Source organism: Citrobacter sp. CK181 (assembly GCF_030333595.1).
GTDB classification, from domain to species: Bacteria; Pseudomonadota; Gammaproteobacteria; order Enterobacterales; family Enterobacteriaceae; genus Citrobacter_B; species Citrobacter_B koseri.
In genome coordinates this window covers 339,205-358,288 of record NZ_JAOWFN010000012.1, presented here as the reverse complement: position 1 = coordinate 358,288, position 19,084 = coordinate 339,205, and the positions used below count along the sequence as shown (strand labels likewise).

Genomic DNA, 19,084 nt, shown 5'->3' with positions numbered 1-19,084 from the left:
CTGATTACTCAAAGCGGCGACGCGCACTGGCTTCACGCGCCGCGCGAGCTGTCTCTACGGAAACCACGCGACGCCCTACCGGCCAGAGCGCAATGGCGGCGATTTTAAAATTCGCGATGCCGACGGGAATGCCGATGATCGTAATGCATTGCGCAATGCCGGAGGCGATGTGCATCAGGCAGAGCCACCAGCCAAAGACGATCAGCCAGAAAACGTTGAGTACCGTACCGCCGGTATTCAACAGCGTGCTTTTCCCTGCCGGGTTCAGCTCGTCAACATGAACGGCCTCATTGCCGTAGGGAAGCAGCGAAAGTTTTGTAATCTCCCAGCATGAGCGGGTTAACGGTAATGTGAAAATGAGCACGATGCTGACGAGCGTCGCCAGCAGCCAGGCCAGAGTGGTGGCAAAACCACCCAATACAAAATTTAAAATATTCAGAACAGTACGCATAAACCCTCGGCTAACTCTGGTTTTCTGTGATTGCAGGCAATTGTAACGTTTTTTTGGGCTGGAGCACGTTTTCTCTGGCGGTTACACTGACAAGAAATACTCTTCGTCTGGATTCGCTGAGTCATGGAACTGAAAGCAACTTCTCTTGGAAAACGTCTGGCGCAACACCCGTACGATCGGGCCGTTATTCTCAATGCCGGTATTAAAGTCTCGGGCGATCGCCACGAGTATCTTATTCCATTCAATCAGTTACTGGCTATTCATTGTAAACGGGGACTGGTGTGGGGGGAGCTTGAGTTTGTCCTCCCGGATGACAAAGTGGTGCGTCTGCACGGTACTGAATGGGCAGAGACGCAGCGTTTTCATCACTACCTGGATGCGCACTGGCAGCGCTGGAGCCAGGAGATGAGCGAGGTGGCGGCCCGGGTTTTACAGGAACAACGGGATCTTATTGCCGAGCGAACCGGAGAAAAACGGTGGTTAACGCGCGAGCAAACGTCAGGATTACAGCAACACATTCGCCGCGCTTTTGCTGCATTACCGCTGCCGGTTAATCGCCTGGAGGAGTTTGAGAACTGCCGCGATGCCTGGCGTAGCTGTCTGGCATGGTTGAACGATATCGAGGGATGCCGCCAGCAGCATAATCAGGCCTATACCGAGGTGATGCTGACGGAATATGCCGACTTCTTCCAGAACATTGAGTCCTCGCCGCTGAATCCGGCGCAGGCCAGAGCCGTGGTCAATGGTGAACATTCTTTGCTGGTGCTTGCGGGAGCCGGGAGCGGTAAGACGTCTGTGCTGGTCGCGCGCGCAGGCTGGCTGTTAGCCAGGGGAGAAGCGGCGGCTGAGCAAATTCTGCTGCTGGCCTTTGGCCGCAAGGCCGCAGAAGAGATGGACGAACGCATTCGTGAAAGATTGCATACGGACGCGATCGCCGCCCGTACGTTCCACGCCCTGGCGCTGCATATCATTCAGCAGGGGAGTAAGAAAGTCCCGACCATCAGCAAACTGGAAAACGACGCTGCCGCGAGACATAAACTGTTTATCAAAACCTGGCGTCAGCAGTGCAGCGAGAAAAAAGCGCAGGCGAAAGGGTGGCGGCAGTGGCTGGAAGAGGAAATGCAATGGCCGCTGCCTGAGGGCAATTTCTGGGATGATGAAAAGCTACAGCGCCGTCTGGCCTCCCGGCTGGACCGTTGGGTGAGCCTGATGCGAATGCATGGCGGCGCTCAGTCTGAGATGATCGCCAGTGCGCCTGAGGAGATTCGCGATCTGTTCAGTAAGCGCATCAAATTGATGGCGCCGTTGCTGAAAGCGTGGAAAGGCGCGCTGAAAGAGGAGAACGCCGTCGATTTCTCCGGGCTTATCCACCAGGCGATCGTTATCCTGGAAAAGGGGCGTTTTATCAGTCCCTGGAAACATATTCTGGTGGACGAATTTCAGGATATCTCCCCGCAGCGTGCGGCGTTGCTGGCGGCGCTGCGCAAACAAAATTCGCATACCACGCTGTTTGCCGTTGGCGATGACTGGCAGGCGATTTACCGTTTCAGTGGGGCGCAGCTCTCTTTAACGACCGCGTTTCATCACTCTTTTGGCGAGGGCGATCGCTGTGACCTCGATACAACCTACCGTTTTAACGGGCGCATTGGCGAAATCGCCAATCGTTTTATCCAACAAAATCCGCATCAGCTCAAAAAGCCGCTTAACAGTCTGACGGCGGGCGATAAGAAAGCGGTAACGTTACTGGATGAAAACCAGCTGGATGCCTTGCTGGATAAGCTTTCAGGATATGCGAAAGAGGATGAGCGCATTCTGGTGCTGGCGCGCTACCACCATCTGAAGCCAGCCAGTCTTGAAAAAGCGGCGACCCGCTGGCCTAAGCTGCAACTGGATTTTATGACCATCCATGCCAGTAAGGGCCAGCAGGCTGACTATGTGATTATTGTCGGGCTACAGGAAGGCAGTGATGGTTTCCCGGCGCCTGCGCGCGAGTCGATTATGGAAGAAGCATTACTGCCGCAGGTGGAGGATTTCCCGGATGCGGAAGAGCGGCGACTGCTGTATGTGGCGCTGACGCGCGCCCGGCATCGGGTCTGGTTGTTATTTAACAAAGAGAATCCGTCGCGCTTTGTGGACGATCTTAAGCATCTGGATGTGCCGGTGGCGAGGAAGCCTTAAGAGCAGGCGGCTTGTGCCGCCTGTGGGAGCGTTATTTCAGGCGTTCAGCCAGGTAACGTTGATAATCCGGGATCAGGATATCCACGGCATCGTTAAAATGGGGAGACTGGACAATAAAGTCAGCCGTAGACGCGTTGGTGGCGACCGGAATGTTCCACACCGTAGCCAGACGCAGGAGCGCCTTCACATCTGGATCGTGCGGAACGGCATTGAGCGGGTCCCAGAAGAAAATCAGCACATCAATCTTCCCTTCAGAGATCAGGGCGCCGACCTGCTGATCGCCGCCCATCGGGCCGCTCAGCATCGCGTTAACGTTCATACCCGTGGCGCGTTGAATTAAGTTTCCGGTTGTGCCTGTGGCATAAAGCTCGTGCTTTTCCAGCAGCGGCTGGTGGCGTTCCACCCAGCTCATTAACATCTGTTTGCAGTGGTCGTGCGCCACCAGAGCAATGTGTTTGCGCGCAGGCAAGGTGCGAGTCGTCAGTTCCATAGTTCAATTCCGTAGTTAACCTTGCTACAGAGTACTGGAAGCGCTTGACGCTGCAAGAGAAAGACGAAAAAAATGCGCGCCGACTCGTCATACTCGCCAGCGTCGACATAAAATGTCAGGAGGGCGGTTGTTTTTCCGCCCATTGCAGGAAGTTATTACGCGTTTGCGGATCGGCTTGTTTGAACCAGTATTTGAGTCGTTGCTCCGTGAGCGCCTGAGACTGTGGCGGAACGGCGTCCAGCTCAGAGATCCCGGAAAGCAGCGTGCTGTCATCGGCCATCATCGTGGCGAACTGCGGCAAGGAGGCGCGTTTATCGGCTTTGTTGTAGCGCTCGGTTTCGGTTTCGTAATCAATGATTTTGGCGGTCGAGGTGATTGCCAGAATATCCAGTTTGACCGGAATAGGCATTGCGTCGCCGTCCAGCAGTTCCAGACGCGGCGTGGTGGAAAAATGCGCGGCTTCTCGTTCGGTTTCCAGATGCGGAAGATGAAAATTGACCTGGCTGATGAGTTGCGTGTTAAAGCTGATCACCAGCGGGGGAGAAATGTAGAGTCGTTCCTCGTGGCTGGACAGGCGAATGGTTTTCTCAACGCGAAACACAAGCTGATGCGGGCCATTGTCCAGTTCGATGCTGTCCGCGCCGCGCAGCAATGAACTGGAGACTTTTTTGCCGTCTAACACTAAAAGGTCAATGTCATTTGAAAGACGAAGGGTCGTGGCAAAGGCGGTTACCGGCAAATACAGAACGAATAACATGGTTATAATGCCGGTTTTCATAGGGTTCTCCTGTCCAAAAACCGCCCGGTTAATAATGTATCAAAATTTTTCGCTAATCATGTTTACTAACATATAGACATATTTTTAGCTTTTGCTCTCATACGTCCGTATGGGATGAATGGTTGCAATGTCAGGTTTGTCGTACACTTTGCAAAACAGCCTGGAGAAAGATGATGAAAGAGACCGATATCGCTGGCATTTTGACGTCCACGCGTACCATCGCGCTGGTGGGGGCAAGTGATAAGCCCGAGCGCCCAAGTTACCGTGTGATGAAATATTTACTCGACCAGGGCTACCACGTTATTCCTGTCTCGCCGAAGGTGGCCGGAACCACGTTGTTGGGGCAGAAAGGCTATGCGAAGCTGACGGACATACCGGAAAGGGTCGATATGGTTGATGTCTTCCGTAATTCAGAAGCCGCATGGGGCGTCGCGCAGGAAGCTATCGCCATTGGCGCGAGGACCTTATGGATGCAACTGGGCGTAATTAATGAGCAGGCCGCCGTGCTGGCGCGAAATGCGGGATTGAAAGTCGTGATGGATCGCTGTCCGGCAATAGAGATTCCGCGTTTAGGGCTGGCGAAATAAGGGCTCAGACATAGCGTGTAAGCCCGATAAGCGTCGCGCTATCGGGCATTTTACGTTGAATCAGTTGCGCAGACGCGGCGCTTGCAGCTGTTTGCGAATAGTGCGCGCCAGTTCATCCATCGAGGGTTGCTCGGGATGCTCATCTTGCGTTTCACTGCTTAACTGGGCTTCAGCCAGATAGGTATGTACAGGCTGGCCTTCATCATCTTCCATCACCACGTGATACCAGGGAGCGGCGCGAAGTTCGTCGTTAACCGCCAGCTCATCAGGTGACGGTTCATCAAGCGAATATTCCGGGTCGATATCCACGACCACTCCGAGGTAACCTAACAGGGAATGGCGGACCTGCTGGCCGATACCGAATTTGCTGGCAATCATAGTCACCTCCCGGGAAATAGATACTCTCAATATGAGGGTAACATTCCACTTTTCAAGTTACATGACGCGACAGGCAAACCCTTTCAGATACAGCCCTTCCGGGTAGGTAGCGATCACCGGATGATCGGCGGCCTGACGGAACTGCTCTATAAATTGTACATCACGACCGGCATCTATTGCGGCATCTGCAATGATTTTCTGAAATAAATCTGTGGTCATCAGGCCGGAACAGGAGAACGTCAACAGCACGCCGCCCGGATTCAACAACTGGATAGCCAGCATGTTGATATCTTTATAGCCGCGACAGGCCCCCATCAACTGGCTTTTATTTTCGACGAACTTCGGCGGGTCCATCACGATGACGTCGAATTTCTCTCCACGATCGCGATAGGCGCGCAGCAGTTTGAACACATCGTCACGCACAAACTCGGCTTTGCTCAGATCCAGTTTGTTCAGCTCAACGTTTTGCTTCGCGATATCCAGCGCTTCCTGCGATGTATCAACGCTCACCACCTGACGGCAACCGCCCATCAGTGCCGACACGGCAAATCCGCCGGTATAGGAGAAGCAGTTCAGCACGCGCTGGTTTTCCACATAGCGACGCGTCGCCAGGCGGCTGTCACGCTGATCGAGGTAATAGCCTGTCTTATGACCCCCCTGAATATCTACCAGCAGCTTCATGCCATGCTCTTCAATGGGCAGCAGGGCCGGCGGCAGTTCGCCGGTGACGGACCCCTGGGTGAGTTCCATTCCCTCTTTTTTACGCACGGCGACGTCGCTGCGGTCGTAGATCGCACATTCGGGATACTGCGTTTGCAACGCGCTGATCAGCGCGGCGCGTTGATATTCCGCACCTGCGCTCAATAGTTGCAGAACCAGGAAGTTACCGAAGCGGTCGATAGTGATGCCCGGCAAGCCATCGGATTCACCGGCGATCAGACGGTAGCTGTCCAGCCCGTCTTTTTTCGCCAGCCAGTCGCGCCACTGTTGCGCCTGGTGCAGACGACGAGTGAAGAACGCAATGTCGATGGATTCCGCCTGATCAAATGTCCAGACGCGTGCACGAATTTGCGAGGCGGGAGAATAGGCGCCGCGCGCTAACCATTTACCCTGATGGTCAACAATATCGATGGTTTCACCGAGGCTGGCTTTACCTTCCATTCGGGCTACGGCACCGGAAAAGACCCACGGATGGCGACGAAGTAAAGATTTTTCGCGCCCTTTGGCTAACACTAAACGTACACTCATAATTTGCTATTCTGTCGAATCAAAGAAATGGGCGCCATTGTCCTGAGTTTTGCGAGGATTTGCAACGCGCCCCGCGATGATAAGGAGCACAACAATGTCGAAAGTTTGCATAATCGCCTGGGTACACGGTCGGGTTCAGGGCGTTGGTTTTCGCTATACCACGCAGCATGAAGCGCAGCGCCTGGGGCTGACGGGCTATGCGCGCAATCTGGATGATGGAAGCGTGGAGGTGGTGGCCTGTGGCGAAAGTGAACAGGTGGACAAACTGATGAAGTGGCTGAAGGATGGCGGGCCACGTAGCGCCAGGGTAGAAAGGGTTCTGAGTGAGCCACATCGCCCTGGCGAGGAGTTAACAGGTTTCCGTATCCGCTATTAAATACATTTCACCGGTTTAGGCAGGCCAGCAATCTTCGTTGCCTGCTTTGCCGGGCCTTTCGGAAACAGGCGATACAGGTAGCGGCTGTTGCCTTTTTCTTCGCCAAACTTATTCGCCATTGCTTTCACCAGCATACGGATGGCCGGAGACGTATTAAACTCCAGGTAGAAATCACGCACAAAACGTACCACTTCCCAGTGTTCAGGAGAGAGGGTAATACCTTCCTTTTCAGCAATCGTGACTGCCAGAGGCTCGCTCCATTCCGCAGTTTCTTTTAAATAGCCTTCGCTATCCGTACTGATTTCTTTGCCTTCAAAGATCAACATAAATTCTTCACAGCGTTAGTCAAACTGGCGCCAGTTTACCAAAAAACAAAGCCCCGCATAAGCGGGGCCTGGTTAATGCGTTCTTATATCTTAATCGCGGCTGGCGAAGCCCAGAATGCTCAGCAGGCTGACGAAGATATTGTACAGCGAGACATACAGGCTGACCGTTGCGCGAATGTAGTTCGTCTCACCGCCACGGATGATGTTGCTGGTCTCGAACAGGATTGCCCCGGAAGAGATCAGGATAAACACCGCGCTGATGGCCAGATGCAGCGCAGGCAGTTGCAGGAAGATATTCGCAACCATGCCAATCAGCACCACAACGATACCCGCCATCAGCATACCGCCCAGGAAGGACATGTCTTTACGCGTTGTCAGTACATAAGCGGAGCAGCAGAAGAAGACCAGTGCCGTACCGCCCAGCGCCATGCCGATAACATCGCCCATACCCGCTGAGAGGTAGGCGTTGAGAATCGGGCCAAGAATGTAGCCCAGGAAGCCGGTAAAGGCGAACGCCGACAGGATACCGGTGGGTTTATTCGCCGTTTTATAGGTCAGGAACATCAGACCGTACATGCCTACCAGCGTCAGAATGAGACCCGGAGACGGCAGCATCAGTACCGTACTGGCGGTGGCGGTGATCGCAGAGAACGCCAGCGTCAGGCTCAGCAGGAAATAGGTATTGCGCAGCACTTTATGGGTGCTGAGTAGCGATGTGCGGTCGCGTGAAGAAGTAATAATACGATCCATGAGTCACTCTCTTATGACAGATGTAATTAGCGAAAGAGGATAATAAAACCGCTGATAATCACACAGCGGTTTTACCCATCTTTACGCATTTGATCTCTAACAGGTTAAGCATGTTATTTCAGGCGTTGTCGCGAAACTCACCCGACATAAAACGTGACGGGGGAGAAGAGGCGGCAGTAAAGGTTGATGATGAGCGCATAATAAAAGAGGCGCAACGGAACATTTGCCGCCGGGCCTCTTTTTATGCTGAATAAATGGTCAATCTGCTGTTATTTCAGGCTATTAACAGCTTTTTGCCTGTTTTTCAGGCAAACGAACACATTCGGGCTTTACACGGCGCATCGGGATGTTTATAGTGCGCCTCATTCAGGAAGTGTGGCCGAGCGGTTGAAGGCACCGGTCTTGAAAACCGGCGACCCGAAAGGGTTCCAGAGTTCGAATCTCTGCGCTTCCGCCAGATTAAACAAGGGGTTACCGAAAGGTAGCCCCTTTGTTTTTATGGCGAAGAATATCGTATCCCGCTTCTTTCAGATCATGCCGAACCCCGGATAACAAAAGCTATCCGGGGTTTTCTTTTCCCTGGTGTGGGCGATTATTGTGCGTCGGCCAGTGTTAAAGAGGCGTCTTCCTGCTGAGTGTTCTTACGCTGTTGCTCAAGTTCCAGCGCGCCGCGATGAGAGAGATAGCAGAACAGAATGCAGCAGACGATCCCGCCCATCAGCAGATAGAAACCGCCGTGCCAGCCCATTTTATCCACCATCACGCCAAACAGGCTGGTGCCTAACGAGGCGCCAAAGATGTAGCTCATAAATCCGCGTAAGCCAACGGCTGAACCTACGGCAAAGCTGGGAACAATTTCCATCGTCTGGACAGAGGCCAGAAACTGCGGGACGTAAATCAGGCAGCCAACAATCGCCGCGAAAACCGTCACCATCAGCAGAGATTCACTTTTCCAGTAACCGATCAGGCAGACGAAGATCAGCGCCATACAGATCATGGCTAACGGCATCCGACGACCTTTGAACAGTTTGTCGGAGAGCCAGCCGGCCAGCAGGGTAGAAGGAATGGCCGCCCATTCAAAAAACAGGAAGGCGACGCTCATCTGTTCCTTGGAAAAATGTTTCACCGTCAGCAGGTAGATAGGCAACCAGCTGATCATGCCGAAGCGCACCATATAGACGAACACGTCCACAAGGGAGACATACCAGGCGTTTTTGTTACGCAGCACGTACGTGCAGAAGATCTGGAATGCGCTCATGTTCTCCGGCGCTTTTACGGCGTGTCTGGTCTTCAGCACCACTTTCTCTTCCGGCATCATCTCTTCCAGCGCAGGCAGGCCCTCCTCACGCGGCGAGCCTTTACCAAGCAGCAGTACAATCAGGGCGAAAACCACCGCCACGCAGGCCGGAACAATGTAGCTGGCGCTCTGCCAGTGTTCACTGCCGAGGATTGCAAATGCGGCACCTACGATCGGGGCGACAATCCCGCCGCCAACGTTATGCGAAATGTTCCAGAACGCCCCCACACGTCCACGCTCCCGACGCGGGAACCAGTTAGCGATAGTGATAAAAGAGGGGCCGACACCCATCCCCTGAAACAGGCCGTTCAGGACAACCAGCGCAGCGAAGATCCAGAATGCGGTACTGAACCCCAATCCGACGTTTACGATAGCGCACAGCACCAGGCCGCAGGCCATAAAGACTTTCGGGCTGGCTTTATCTGCGAGGCTGCTCATGACACCTTTGCTGATTCCATACGCAATGAGCATACAGCTACTGAGCAAACCGATCTGCGTGGCGCTCAGGTCTAACTGTTCTTTCAGGTAAGGCGTGGATAATGTGAAGTTATTGCGCACAATATAGTACGCCAGATAGCCCAGAAATACGCTAAGCAGCGCCTGCATACGGTATCGACCATAAGTTGCCTGAATTTTCTCAGCAGGAACTTTATTCGCCGATGGCCCTGTTTTAAATATTGATAACATGTCGTCACCTGTATTTTATATTGGTATGAACATCAGGAGTATTCGGCATGAAGAGTGAAATAAGCGGCCATGAAACTCAAGTCGATGAAATGTGTCAAAATTGACTCAAAATGATGAATTGAAAGGTTATTTTTGACACGTTTTGAATGAGTGAAATGCGGCGTAATTAATCAGGCGCTGATTTTATGCCTGGCTTGTGCGGATATTAACAAATTCCACATTCATTATCTGGTAATCTTTGCTGGTATTTTCGGATGCCAGCACGAATATTTTTACGATAGTGGTTATTCATCCGCTAATCGTCATAAACGGGTAAGTTTTGTCTCAACGCTATTTTTTCGATATCTCAATATTTATGAACGGGATCACAAACATGTTTCTTCGTCGGGGCGGGATGGTTCGCAAAACGTTCGCGTTGCTGCTGCTGACCGCGTTGTTCAGACCCTGTGCGGCGCAAAGCAATGAACTGGTGATGGCGACAACATTTTCCCCCAGCGCCACCGCGTGGATTATCCAGCGCTGGCAGACGGAGTCGGGGTCGGTGATGATTCGCACGCTCAATCGCACCAGCGCCTCGCTGGAACAGTTGCTTGATACGGCAAATGCGGAAAACGTTGATCTGATTCTGACCTCGTCGCCGATGTTGCTTCAGCATCTTCAGGAACATCAAAAACTGGCGCCGTTCAACGGTGCGCCGTCAGTCAGTCAACATCTGGTGCCGGAATCGATCCGTTCAACCTCCGTTGCTGTGGCTATCTCGGGATTCGGTTTGCTGATTAATCGCTCGGCGCTGACTGCACGGCATCTGCCTTCGCCAACGGGCTGGGACGACCTGACCGACCCCAGATATCAGGGGGCGCTGCTGATGAGCAGCCCATCGCGCTCGGATACCAACCACCTGATGGTGGAGGCGCTGTTGCAACAAAAAGGCTGGGCGCAGGGATGGGAAACGTTGTTGGCGAGTGCGGGAAACCTCGTGACGATTTCATCACGCAGCTTTGGCGTGGCGGATAAAATAAAAAGCGGGCTGGGCGTGGCTGGCCCGGTGATTGATAACTATGCCAATCTGTTGCTGAACGATCCTCATCTGGCCTTTACCTACTTTCCGCAGTCGGCCGTTTCGCCCACCTATGTCGCGGTACTCAAAAACAGCCAGCATGCCAGCGAAGCGCGACGTTTTATTCGCTATCTGCTAAGCCTGGAAGGGCAGCGGATCCTCGCTGACGCCAATACGGGGAAATATCCGGTTACGCCGCTGGCGGCAGGAAACCCACGGGCAGCGCAACAGGCGGTGCTGATGAATCAACCGCCGTTAAATTATCGGTTGATCCTGAAACGTCAGCGTCTGGTTCAGCGTATGTTTGATACGGCAATCAGCTTTCGTCTCGCCCAGTTGAAAGATGCCTGGCGAGCGCTGCACAGCGCGGAAGCCCGTCTTAAGCGTCCGTTGCCTGAAATACGCGCGCTGTTAACCCGAGTGCCGGTCGATCCGGCAAGCAGTGAAGATGAAGCCTGGCTGGCGCAGTTCGACAATAAGAGCTTTGCTGAGCAGCAAATGATGGAGTGGCAGATCTGGTTTCTCAACAACCAGCGTCAGGCTATCAATAAACTGGAAGAACTGAAATGAAGGGCGGGTCAATGCTGCAACGTCTGCGGCAAATCAGCATCAGCAGCAGTTTACGGGGCGCTTTCCTGATGGGCGCGCTGCTGACGCTGATAGTCAGCAGCGTCAGCCTCTATTCATGGCATGAGCAAAGCTCGCAAATACGCTATTCGCTGGATGAGTATTTTCCCCGCATCCATTCTGCTTTTCTGATTGAAGGGAATCTCAATCTGGTGGTGGATCAGTTGAATGAGTTTTTGCTGGCGCCCAACACTACGGTGCGCCTGCAACTGCGCAACCAGATTATTCAGCATCTGGATAAAATCGAGCGGCTGAGCCAGGGGCTGTCACCCGCAGAACGCCAGCAGCTGGCGGTGATTTTGCAGGACAGCCGCGCGCTGCTGTCGGAACTGGATCGCGTGCTCTACAACATGTTTCTGGTACGTGAAAAGGTGGGTGAGCTGTCTGCGCGTATTGACTGGCTTCACGACGATTTCACCACCGAACTGAATTCTCTGGTGCAGGATTTCACCTGGCAACAGGGAACGCTGCTGGATCAGATTGAAGCCCGGCAAGGCGATGCGGCGCAGTATCTGAAACGCTCCCGTGAAGTACAGAACGAGCAGCAGCAGGTCTATACGCTGGCGCGCATCGAGAATCAAATTGTTGACGACCTGCGCGACAGGCTCAATGAACTGAAGTCTGGAAATGATGATGGCATGCTGGTTGAGACGCATATCCGCTATCTCGAAAACCTGAAAAAAACGGCGGATGAAAATATTCGTGCGCTGAATGACTGGCCGAGTACGATCACCCTGCGGCAAACCATTGATGAGCTGCTGGAAATTGGCATGGTGAAAAATAAAATGCCGGACACCATGCGCGACTATGTCGCCGCGCAAAAAGCGTTAGTGGATGCCAGCCGCGCCAGAGAAGCGACGCTGGGGCGCTTCAGGACGCTGCTTGAGGCCCAGCTTGGCAGCAGTCACCAGCAAATGCAGATGTTTAATCAGCGTATGGAGCAGATTGTCCGCGTTAGCGGCGGGTTGATTCTGGTGGCGACGCTGCTGGCGCTGCTGCTGGCGTGGGTGTTGAACCATTATTTTATCCGTTCGCGGCTGGTGAAACGCTTTACCGCGCTGAATCAGGCGGTGGTGCAGATTGGTTTAGGGCGGACGGATGCCACGATTCCGGTGTATGGGCGGGATGAGCTGGGGCGTATTGCGGGTTTGCTTCGCCACACGCTGGGTCAGCTTAACGCGCAAAAACAGCAACTTGAGCAGGAGATCGCCGAACGAAAAGCGATTGAGGCCGATCTGCGCGCCACCCAGGACGAGCTGATCCAGACGGCAAAACTGGCGGTGGTCGGGCAGACGATGACCACGCTGGCGCATGAGATCAACCAGCCGCTGAATGCGCTGTCGATGTATCTGTTTACGGCAGGGCGGGCGATTGAACAGGGGCAGACGGAACAGGCGCGAACGACGTTAAGCAAAGCGGAAGGGCTGATTAACCGCATTGACGCGATTATCCGCTCGCTGCGCCAGTTTACCCGTCGTGCTGAACTGGAAACGCCGCTGCATCCGGTTGATTTACGCCAGACGTTTACGGCGGCGTGGGAACTGCTGGCGATGCGCCATAAGCCTCAGCAGGGGGCGCTCGCGATACCGGATGAAACCGTTTGGGTCAGCGGTGATGAAGTACGCATCCAGCAGGTGCTGGTGAACGTGCTGGCGAATGCGCTCGACGCCTGCCCGAACGCGGCGGCAATTACGGTGAGCTGGCAAATTCAGGGCGACACGCTGTGCGTGTTGATTGCCGACAATGGCCCCGGCTGGCCTGCGGCCTTGCTACCCTCATTACTGAAGCCGTTTACGACCAGTAAAGATGTGGGGCTGGGCATTGGGCTTTCGATTTGTGTTTCGCTGATGACGCAAATGGAAGGCGCGTTGCGCCTGGCGTCCACGTTGACGCGAAATGCCTGCGTGGTGCTGCAATTCAATGTGACGGATGTAAAAGATGTTGAGTAATGAATGTTCGATTCTGCTGATTGATGATGATGCCGATGTGCTTGATGCCTATACACAGCTGCTTGAGCAGGCAGGTTATCACGTCTGTGTCTGCAATAATCCCTTTGATGCGCGGGAGTGGGTGCAGAAGGACTGGCCCGGTATCGTGTTGAGTGATGTCTGCATGCCTGGCTGCTCCGGCATCGATTTGATGACGTTGTTTCATCAGGATGACGAGCAACTGCCGATTCTGCTTATCACCGGACATGGCGACGTGCCTATGGCGGTGGATGCGGTGAAAAAAGGGGCCTGGGATTTCCTGCAAAAGCCGGTAGACCCGGGCAAGTTACTCTCGCTGGTTGAGGCGGCGTTACGCCATAGGCAATCGGTGATAGCGCGTCGCCAGTACTGCCAGCAGAAGTTGCAGGTTGAGCTAATTGGGCGCAGCCAATGGACGCATCAGTATCGTCAGCGCTTACAGCAACTGGCAGAAACGGATATTGCGGTCTGGCTTTACGGCGAACCGGGAACCGGCCGCATGACCGGCGCGCGCTATTTGCACCAACTGGGGCGTAACGCCGGGGGCCCTTTTATTTACTGCGAACTGACCCCTGACAGTGCCCAAAAACTTAATGAGCTTATCGCGCAGGTTCAGGGCGGGACGCTGGTATTAAGTCACCCGGAGAATCTGACCCGTGAACAGCAGCATCAACTGGTGCAGTTGCAGAGTCTGGAGCGGCGGCCTTTTCGCCTGATCGGTATCGGCAACGCTTCGCTGGTGGAGCTGGCGGCCAGCAACCAGATTGTAGCGGAGCTTTATTACTGTTTTGCCATGACGCAAATCGCCTGTCAGCCCCTGTCACAGCGACCTGATGATATCGGGCCGTTGTTCCATCACTATTTGCAGAAAGCCTGTCAACGGCTGAATCATCCGGTGCCGGAGGTGGATAACGACCTGCTGAAGGGGATGATGCGCCGGGTGTGGCCGAACAACGTCCGTGAACTGGCGAACGCCGCCGAACTGTTTGCCGTGGGGGTATTGCCGCTCGCGGAAACGGCGAATCCACAGATGCACGTCGGTGAGCCGACGCCGCTTGACCAGCGGGTCGAAGACGTTGAACGGCAGATCATCACCGAAGCGCTGAATATCCATCAGGGGCGCATTAACGAAGTGGCAGAGTACCTGCAAATTCCCCGTAAAAAGCTCTATCTCAGAATGAAGAAATATGGCCTGAGTAAAGAGCACTATAAGTTTTAGCGCAGGTCAGGGAAGCGAGATGTGATGTGTGGGGCTATGAATCAGCTGTTCCCCTGTAATTAGTTGTGATATTGCGAATGTAAATCAGTTACAATCTGACAAACACCTCAACTCCGGGTAACGTTTTGCACGGGCGAACGCGAATCAACCGAATAACAGCATGGCTGGCATTATTTGCCGTCGCCATGTTGTTTATTGCGCCCGTTATTTCAAAATCAATTGCCCGCCAGGCCGACTGTGAGCACTCGTCGCACTCAATGGTGATGATGTCGTCAGACTCGCACCATGACATGGCGGCTTCTGCGCCGTGTGAGCCTTCTCTTTCGGTCGCTCACCAGATGATGTCCGGCAAAGCGATGTCGCCCGTGGAAGAGATCGTCTGCGGGTACTGCCAGTTGCTGGTACATCTGCCGTTTGTCCAGTTTGCGCTGGTGTTCTTGCTCTGGCTGTTGCTGCTGTTTGTTATCTGTTGTTCGGTACGGCCATTACACCTTTCCGTTATCTTCCGCCCGTGGGCGCCTCAGCGCGCTCGCGCGCCGCCTGCTGTATTTCCGTTTTCGTTTTAAACAATAAAAAAACAGACATTGCGTAGCGTTTTGCCCTTTTGACGGGCAATGCGTCGTTGCGCCTGAAAAACAGTAAGGAATGTTATGAAACGGCAATACTTCGGGCTTACTCCTCTGGCCTCTCTGATTCTGATCGCGTTGACCGCAAAGGCAGCGTGGGCAAGCGAACAGCACGATCATGCAAAAATGGCGGATGATTCGGTAATGATTGTGACCGCGCCGGTCGCTTCTCCGCTGGAAATCGTCACGTCGCCAAAAACGCCTCGTCAGCCCGTTCCCGCCAGCGATGGCTCTGATTATCTGAAAACGATCCCTGGGTTCTCGCAAATTCGCAATGGCGGGACAAACGGCGATCCGGTCTTTCGCGGGATGTTTGGCTCTCGTCTGCGAATTTTGACCGATAACGGCGAAATGCCGGGAGCCTGCCCGGCACGTATGGATGCGCCGAGTTCTTATATCTCCCCGGAAAGTTTTGATGTGCTAACCCTGATAAAGGGGCCGGAAACCGTGCTCTGGGGGCCGGGCAACTCTGCGGGAACCCTCCGCTTTGACCGGGAACAGCCGCGTTTTGATAAACCCGGTATTCAGGGGACGGCCAGCGTCCTTGCCGCCTCGAATAACCGCTGGGATGAAAATGCGGACATCAGCCTGGGAAGTGAGGACGGCTATTTGCGGCTTATCGGCAACAAATCCCGGGCGGGTGACTACAAAGATGGCAATGGCGACCGCGTGCCGTCGAAATGGGATAAATGGAACGGCGATATGGCGCTGGGCTGGACGCCAGACAAAGACACGCTGCTGGAAATGACGGCGGGTAAAGGCGACGGTGAAGCCCGCTATGCCGGGCGCAGTATGGACGGCTCCCGGTTCAGGCGTGAAAGCCTGGGGATGCGGTTTGAGAAATCCGGCATCGGCGAGGTATTTGATAAGTTAGAAGCGAATATCTACTACAACTATGCGAATCACGTTATGGATAACTACTCGCTGCGCGCTCCCGGCATGAATATGTCAGGAAGCATGGGTTCGGCGATGGAACACAGTTCTGCCATGCATTCGATGAGTATGCCAATGGCAATGCAGCTGGATCGCCGTACCGTTGGCGGACGGATGATGGGAACGTGGTTGTGGTCAGACTATGAGTTACGCAGCGGCGTTGATACGCAACTGAGCACGCATCGCAGTAAAGACGATGACCGCTGGGACAAAGACGCCCGTTTTCACGACTATGGTTTATTCAGTGAATTGACCTGGCTTGCGACGGAGCAAAGCAAAGTGACAGGCGGCGCGCGTCTTGATCGCGTGCTGGTGGACAATTTCACTGACACCGGCTCCTCGCAGCGCACGGATCTACTACCGGCCGGGTTTGTGCGCGTTGAGCATAACCTGACGGAGATGCCCGTGATGTTTTACGCGGGGATCGGCTATACCGAGCGTTTCCCCGACTACTGGGAGCTTTTTTCTCCCACCTATGGCCCTGACGGGTCGGCAGATGTTTTCGATAACGTCAAAACGGAAAAGACGACTCAGCTTGATATTGGCGCGCAGTATACCGGTAAGCGTCTTAACGGCTGGGTTTCTGCCTATATTGGCCGGGTTAATGATTTTATTCTGTTCCGTTACGACCCTCATCATCCCCGTATAAGTCAGGTTGATAACGTCAATGCGACCATCATGGGGGGAGAAGCGGGCATCGGCTATCAATTGACCGAAACATGGAAAACCGATGCCAGCGTTGCTTATTCCTGGGGGCGAAATACCGACGACCATCAGCCATTGCCGCAGATTCCGCCGCTTGAAGCGCGCCTGGGTCTGACATGGGAACGCGGCGACTGGAGCAGTACCGGTCTGCTGCGTCTGGTCAGCAGCCAGCATCGCGTCGCGATTAACGAAGGGAACGTCGTGGGTAAAGATTTTGATAGCAGCGCGGGGTTCGCCATATTCTCCGCGAATGCGGCCTACCGGCTGAACAAGTCTGTGAAACTCAGCGCGGGCGTTGATAACCTGTTTGATAAAGCCTACAGCGAACATCTGAACCTTGCCGGTAACAGCAGCTTTGGTTACTCCGCGAATACGTCGGTGAATGAACCGGGAAGAACATTCTGGGGAAAAGTGAACGTGACGTTTTGATAGCCTTCCGGCGGACGTGAACCGTCCGCCGACTTCATGACTCATTGACCTGCCGTTTAGGTTATTAACATTAAACTGTCTCGGCTGTAACCAGGATATGACGTAACGCCATTTCTTCGTTTGCATGGGCCAGTCTGTTTTTTTCTTTTATGAGTCAACACTGTATGAAAAAGCTTACCTTGACCGAAAATGATTTACTGGCCAGAGGGAACGATCGTTACGTCTTTCAGCATCCGCACAATCATCAACTACTGATCAAAGTCGTCATCCCGAGCATTCCCAAATATAAAAGTAAACTTCGTGAAGTCTATCGGGACGTCAAAGAGTGCAAGCCGCGCGACGAAACCGACTCGCTCTTCATCCAGAAAATTGAAGGGCTAGTGGAGACAGATAAAGGGATTGGGCAGGTTATCGTCAAAGAGCATGACCAACAGGGCAACATTGCCAGAACATTGTATGACCTTGCAAAGCACAACGAACTGGACGCGGAGAAATTCAGTAAGCTCAACGCTTTTTTAGCGTGGTTTATTCATACAGACGTCATTATCAACTCGCTGCATTGCAAAAATATTGTTTATGCCTGGGATGATGCTCGTCAGGAGTACCGCTTCAAAGTTATTGACGGCTTTGGGGATAAGACGCTCTTTCAGTTGAGCAAGTTCTGGAGCGTTATACGGGATAAAAACAAACTTAAGTGCCTCAGAAGGATGCTGAGGGATCTGCAAAGTATCACGCAAGCGTAATCTACACGTTATCCTTGAACAGGCCTGGTCATTTTCCCAGTATGCAACCGGACCTTTGTCATGTTGTCTGCTGGCTTGTTAACAAGAAAGAGTATGCAAACAACACGTAATTATTTTTTTGATATTCTCCGCATTCTGGCTGTACTGCTGGTTGTTACTTCGCATTACAGCTACATGTTCGATACCAGTACCGTGTTGACGTTCCCGCGCGAATACCTGACCGGAGGAATAGGGCGGCTGGGCGTCTCTTTCTTCTTCATGATATCCGGCGCGCTGGCTTACCTGTCGCTGCGTAAATACTCTGTACAGGAGTATTACCTGAAACGCGTCTATTCGATCCTGCTTCCCTACAACATCGCTTATTTCTCAATGGCGATCCTGTTCCTCATCCTGAGCGTGTTTTTCCTCTATCCAGGCAATCCGCTGGCTGACGTGCTCGCCGGGAAGCGTGCATTTCACTCGCTGCTGCCTTCCGTTCTCGGGTTTGACCATTATCTGCACGGTGTCTACGACATCAATACCGCGTACTTCACCGGAGAGTGGTTTATTGGCTGTATTATCCTGCTGTACGCCGTTTCTCCGGTGATCTACTGGGCCATTGTCCGTTTTCCTGTCTGTACGATGCTGGCGGCGGTCGTCGTTACGCTACTGGCATATGATAAAAGCATCGTGAACCCTTACTGGTCAGCACAGGTTCGGGTGAGTGATTTTACCTTCGGGATGCTGTTCATACACTTTCAGCCGTGGTTCACGCGCTACCGTCTTCAGGCGGCGTCAGTCAGCCTGCTGCTGGTGGTGACCGGGGTGATTGTGGCGCATATCGATCAGCTACCGGTTCGGGAAGTGCTGTTTCCTCTGAAACCCTCAAGCCTGCTGTTTGCTGCGGCCTTCCTCTTCATTCTGCTGGCGGGATACCCGCTGATTCATCCCCTGTTTAATCTGGATCGCTTCCGGCAGGGGTTATCCAGCCTGGCGTCGCGGGCCTACATTATTATGCTGTTGCAGCATGTGGTGGTGATATTTGTCAGCGCCAATATCGATATGTCGGTACTGAATGCGACCCAGGCGGTGATGCTGTATTTTGGGATTCTGATTTGCATCGAAAGGCTGTCGTCTTTCATGAAACCGCTATCGGTAAAGTGTGAGCAGGTCTTGATCGCCAGAACGCCGTGGCTACGTGAAAAGCAAAAAGGGAACTAAGACCATTTCGCGCTAAGCCGGACAACGTCCGG

The 19,084-nt window shown here is 53.5% G+C and carries 18 protein-coding genes and 1 tRNA gene; 11 read left to right on the top strand and 8 right to left on the bottom strand.

The genetic code is table 11. The annotated features are described in order from the left end of the window. Window positions 1-4 precede the first annotated feature (4 nt). A complete protein-coding gene (locus OGW17_RS11100; protein WP_012132963.1) occupies window positions 5-451 on the bottom strand; it encodes a YccF domain-containing protein in 447 nt (148 codons plus the stop codon). Between the two features lie 123 nt (window positions 452-574). Here OGW17_RS11100 and helD point away from each other — a divergent pair, with 123 nt between their 5' ends. Continuing rightward, window positions 575-2,629, top strand: coding sequence for a DNA helicase IV (helD, locus tag OGW17_RS11095; protein ID WP_058668974.1), 2,055 nt, complete (start codon window positions 575-577; stop codon window positions 2,627-2,629). 31 nt (window positions 2,630-2,660) lie between these two features. Here helD and mgsA read toward each other — a convergent pair whose 3' ends face one another. Next, window positions 2,661-3,119, bottom strand: a complete 459-nt coding sequence (gene mgsA, locus OGW17_RS11090) for a methylglyoxal synthase (RefSeq protein WP_012132960.1) — start codon at window positions 3,117-3,119, stop codon at window positions 2,661-2,663. A gap of 115 nt (window positions 3,120-3,234) precedes the next feature. Next, on the bottom strand, window positions 3,235-3,897 hold the full coding sequence (locus OGW17_RS11085) for a DUF2057 family protein (protein ID WP_012132958.1): 663 nt from the start codon (window positions 3,895-3,897) through the stop codon (window positions 3,235-3,237). 173 nt (window positions 3,898-4,070) lie between these two features. On the opposite strand from OGW17_RS11085, the gene OGW17_RS11080 reads away from it, so the two are divergent. Further along, window positions 4,071-4,484, top strand: a complete 414-nt coding sequence (locus OGW17_RS11080) for a CoA-binding protein (protein WP_049008447.1) — start codon at window positions 4,071-4,073, stop codon at window positions 4,482-4,484. Window positions 4,485-4,544: 60 nt separating this feature from the next. Here OGW17_RS11080 and hspQ read toward each other — a convergent pair whose 3' ends face one another. Both hspQ and rlmI read right to left on the bottom strand, forming a co-directional pair. Next, entirely contained in the window at window positions 4,545-4,862 is a 318-nt protein-coding gene (gene hspQ, locus OGW17_RS11075; protein WP_012132956.1) for a heat shock protein HspQ, read from the bottom strand. 57 nt (window positions 4,863-4,919) lie between these two features. Next, complete coding sequence (gene rlmI / locus OGW17_RS11070; protein WP_071258271.1) at window positions 4,920-6,110, bottom strand: 23S rRNA (cytosine(1962)-C(5))-methyltransferase RlmI; 1,191 nt, start codon at window positions 6,108-6,110, stop codon at window positions 4,920-4,922. Between the two features lie 94 nt (window positions 6,111-6,204). Here rlmI and yccX point away from each other — a divergent pair, with 94 nt between their 5' ends. Continuing rightward, a complete protein-coding gene (yccX, locus tag OGW17_RS11065) occupies window positions 6,205-6,486 on the top strand; it encodes an acylphosphatase (protein WP_058668976.1) in 282 nt (93 codons plus the stop codon). Here the strand turns inward: yccX and tusE are convergent. Together tusE and yccA are read right to left on the bottom strand one after the other, a co-directional pair. After that, on the bottom strand, window positions 6,483-6,812 hold the full coding sequence (tusE, locus tag OGW17_RS11060) for a sulfurtransferase TusE (protein ID WP_071258270.1): 330 nt from the start codon (window positions 6,810-6,812) through the stop codon (window positions 6,483-6,485). The two genes, yccX and tusE, sit on opposite strands and share 4 nt — an antisense overlap. Window positions 6,813-6,902: 90 nt before the next feature. Further along, complete coding sequence (gene yccA / locus OGW17_RS11055; RefSeq protein ID WP_012132952.1) at window positions 6,903-7,562, bottom strand: FtsH protease modulator YccA; 660 nt, start codon at window positions 7,560-7,562, stop codon at window positions 6,903-6,905. 369 nt (window positions 7,563-7,931) lie between these two features. Here yccA and OGW17_RS11050 point away from each other — a divergent pair. Beyond that, window positions 7,932-8,019 (top strand) — tRNA-Ser (locus OGW17_RS11050). 135 nt (window positions 8,020-8,154) lie between these two features. On the opposite strand, the gene pgtP is transcribed toward OGW17_RS11050, so the two are convergent. After that, the gene (gene pgtP, locus OGW17_RS11045) at window positions 8,155-9,546 is read right to left on the bottom strand and encodes a phosphoglycerate transporter PgtP (protein WP_024130464.1); all 1,392 of its coding nucleotides are present in this window, start codon (window positions 9,544-9,546) and stop codon (window positions 8,155-8,157) included. Window positions 9,547-9,940: 394 nt separating this feature from the next. On the opposite strand from pgtP, the gene pgtC reads away from it, so the two are divergent. The 7 genes from pgtC (at window position 9,941) to OGW17_RS11010 (ending at window position 19,052) form a co-directional block, all read left to right on the top strand. Next, complete coding sequence (pgtC, locus tag OGW17_RS11040) at window positions 9,941-11,173, top strand: phosphoglycerate transport regulator PgtC (protein ID WP_175479746.1); 1,233 nt, start codon at window positions 9,941-9,943, stop codon at window positions 11,171-11,173. Window positions 11,174-11,184: 11 nt separating this feature from the next. Further along, the gene (gene pgtB, locus OGW17_RS11035; protein ID WP_371320446.1) at window positions 11,185-13,179 is read left to right on the top strand and encodes a two-component system sensor histidine kinase PgtB; all 1,995 of its coding nucleotides are present in this window, start codon (window positions 11,185-11,187) and stop codon (window positions 13,177-13,179) included. Next, window positions 13,169-14,416, top strand: coding sequence for a two-component system response regulator PgtA (gene pgtA, locus OGW17_RS11030; protein ID WP_071258267.1), 1,248 nt, complete (start codon window positions 13,169-13,171; stop codon window positions 14,414-14,416). Before pgtB ends, pgtA begins: the two co-directional genes overlap by 11 nt. A 125-nt stretch (window positions 14,417-14,541) precedes the next feature. Beyond that, the gene (locus OGW17_RS11025; protein WP_047457698.1) at window positions 14,542-14,982 is read left to right on the top strand and encodes a DUF2946 domain-containing protein; all 441 of its coding nucleotides are present in this window, start codon (window positions 14,542-14,544) and stop codon (window positions 14,980-14,982) included. Between the two features lie 84 nt (window positions 14,983-15,066). After that, a complete protein-coding gene (locus tag OGW17_RS11020; protein ID WP_071258264.1) occupies window positions 15,067-17,109 on the top strand; it encodes a TonB-dependent copper receptor in 2,043 nt (680 codons plus the stop codon). Between the two features lie 164 nt (window positions 17,110-17,273). Beyond that, entirely contained in the window at window positions 17,274-17,852 is a 579-nt protein-coding gene (locus OGW17_RS11015) for a PhoP regulatory network YrbL family protein (RefSeq protein ID WP_012132942.1), read from the top strand. Between the two features lie 93 nt (window positions 17,853-17,945). After that, window positions 17,946-19,052, top strand: a complete 1,107-nt coding sequence (locus OGW17_RS11010; RefSeq protein ID WP_012132941.1) for an acyltransferase family protein — start codon at window positions 17,946-17,948, stop codon at window positions 19,050-19,052. Window positions 19,053-19,084 lie beyond the last annotated feature (32 nt).

Excerpts from the sequence above, each read along its gene's own strand:
- pgtA (WP_071258267.1), top strand. The coding sequence starts at position 13,169 with ATGTTGAGTAATGAATGTTCGATTCTGCTGATTGATGATGATGCCGAT.
- tusE (WP_071258270.1), bottom strand. The coding sequence starts at position 6,812 with ATGTTGATCTTTGAAGGCAAAGAAATCAGTACGGATAGCGAAGGCTAT.
- OGW17_RS11010 (WP_012132941.1), top strand. The coding sequence starts at position 17,946 with ATGCAAACAACACGTAATTATTTTTTTGATATTCTCCGCATTCTGGCT.
- OGW17_RS11015 (WP_012132942.1), top strand. The coding sequence starts at position 17,274 with ATGAAAAAGCTTACCTTGACCGAAAATGATTTACTGGCCAGAGGGAAC.
- yccA (WP_012132952.1), bottom strand. The coding sequence starts at position 7,562 with ATGGATCGTATTATTACTTCTTCACGCGACCGCACATCGCTACTCAGC.
- pgtC (WP_175479746.1), top strand. The coding sequence starts at position 9,941 with ATGGTTCGCAAAACGTTCGCGTTGCTGCTGCTGACCGCGTTGTTCAGA.
- OGW17_RS11020 (WP_071258264.1), top strand. The coding sequence starts at position 15,067 with ATGAAACGGCAATACTTCGGGCTTACTCCTCTGGCCTCTCTGATTCTG.
- OGW17_RS11100 (WP_012132963.1), bottom strand. The coding sequence starts at position 451 with ATGCGTACTGTTCTGAATATTTTAAATTTTGTATTGGGTGGTTTTGCC.
- rlmI (WP_071258271.1), bottom strand. The coding sequence starts at position 6,110 with ATGAGTGTACGTTTAGTGTTAGCCAAAGGGCGCGAAAAATCTTTACTT.
- OGW17_RS11085 (WP_012132958.1), bottom strand. The coding sequence starts at position 3,897 with ATGAAAACCGGCATTATAACCATGTTATTCGTTCTGTATTTGCCGGTA.
- yccX (WP_058668976.1), top strand. The coding sequence starts at position 6,205 with ATGTCGAAAGTTTGCATAATCGCCTGGGTACACGGTCGGGTTCAGGGC.
- pgtP (WP_024130464.1), bottom strand. The coding sequence starts at position 9,546 with ATGTTATCAATATTTAAAACAGGGCCATCGGCGAATAAAGTTCCTGCT.
- mgsA (WP_012132960.1), bottom strand. The coding sequence starts at position 3,119 with ATGGAACTGACGACTCGCACCTTGCCTGCGCGCAAACACATTGCTCTG.
- pgtB (WP_371320446.1), top strand. The coding sequence starts at position 11,185 with ATGCTGCAACGTCTGCGGCAAATCAGCATCAGCAGCAGTTTACGGGGC.
- hspQ (WP_012132956.1), bottom strand. The coding sequence starts at position 4,862 with ATGATTGCCAGCAAATTCGGTATCGGCCAGCAGGTCCGCCATTCCCTG.
- OGW17_RS11080 (WP_049008447.1), top strand. The coding sequence starts at position 4,071 with ATGAAAGAGACCGATATCGCTGGCATTTTGACGTCCACGCGTACCATC.
- helD (WP_058668974.1), top strand. The coding sequence starts at position 575 with ATGGAACTGAAAGCAACTTCTCTTGGAAAACGTCTGGCGCAACACCCG.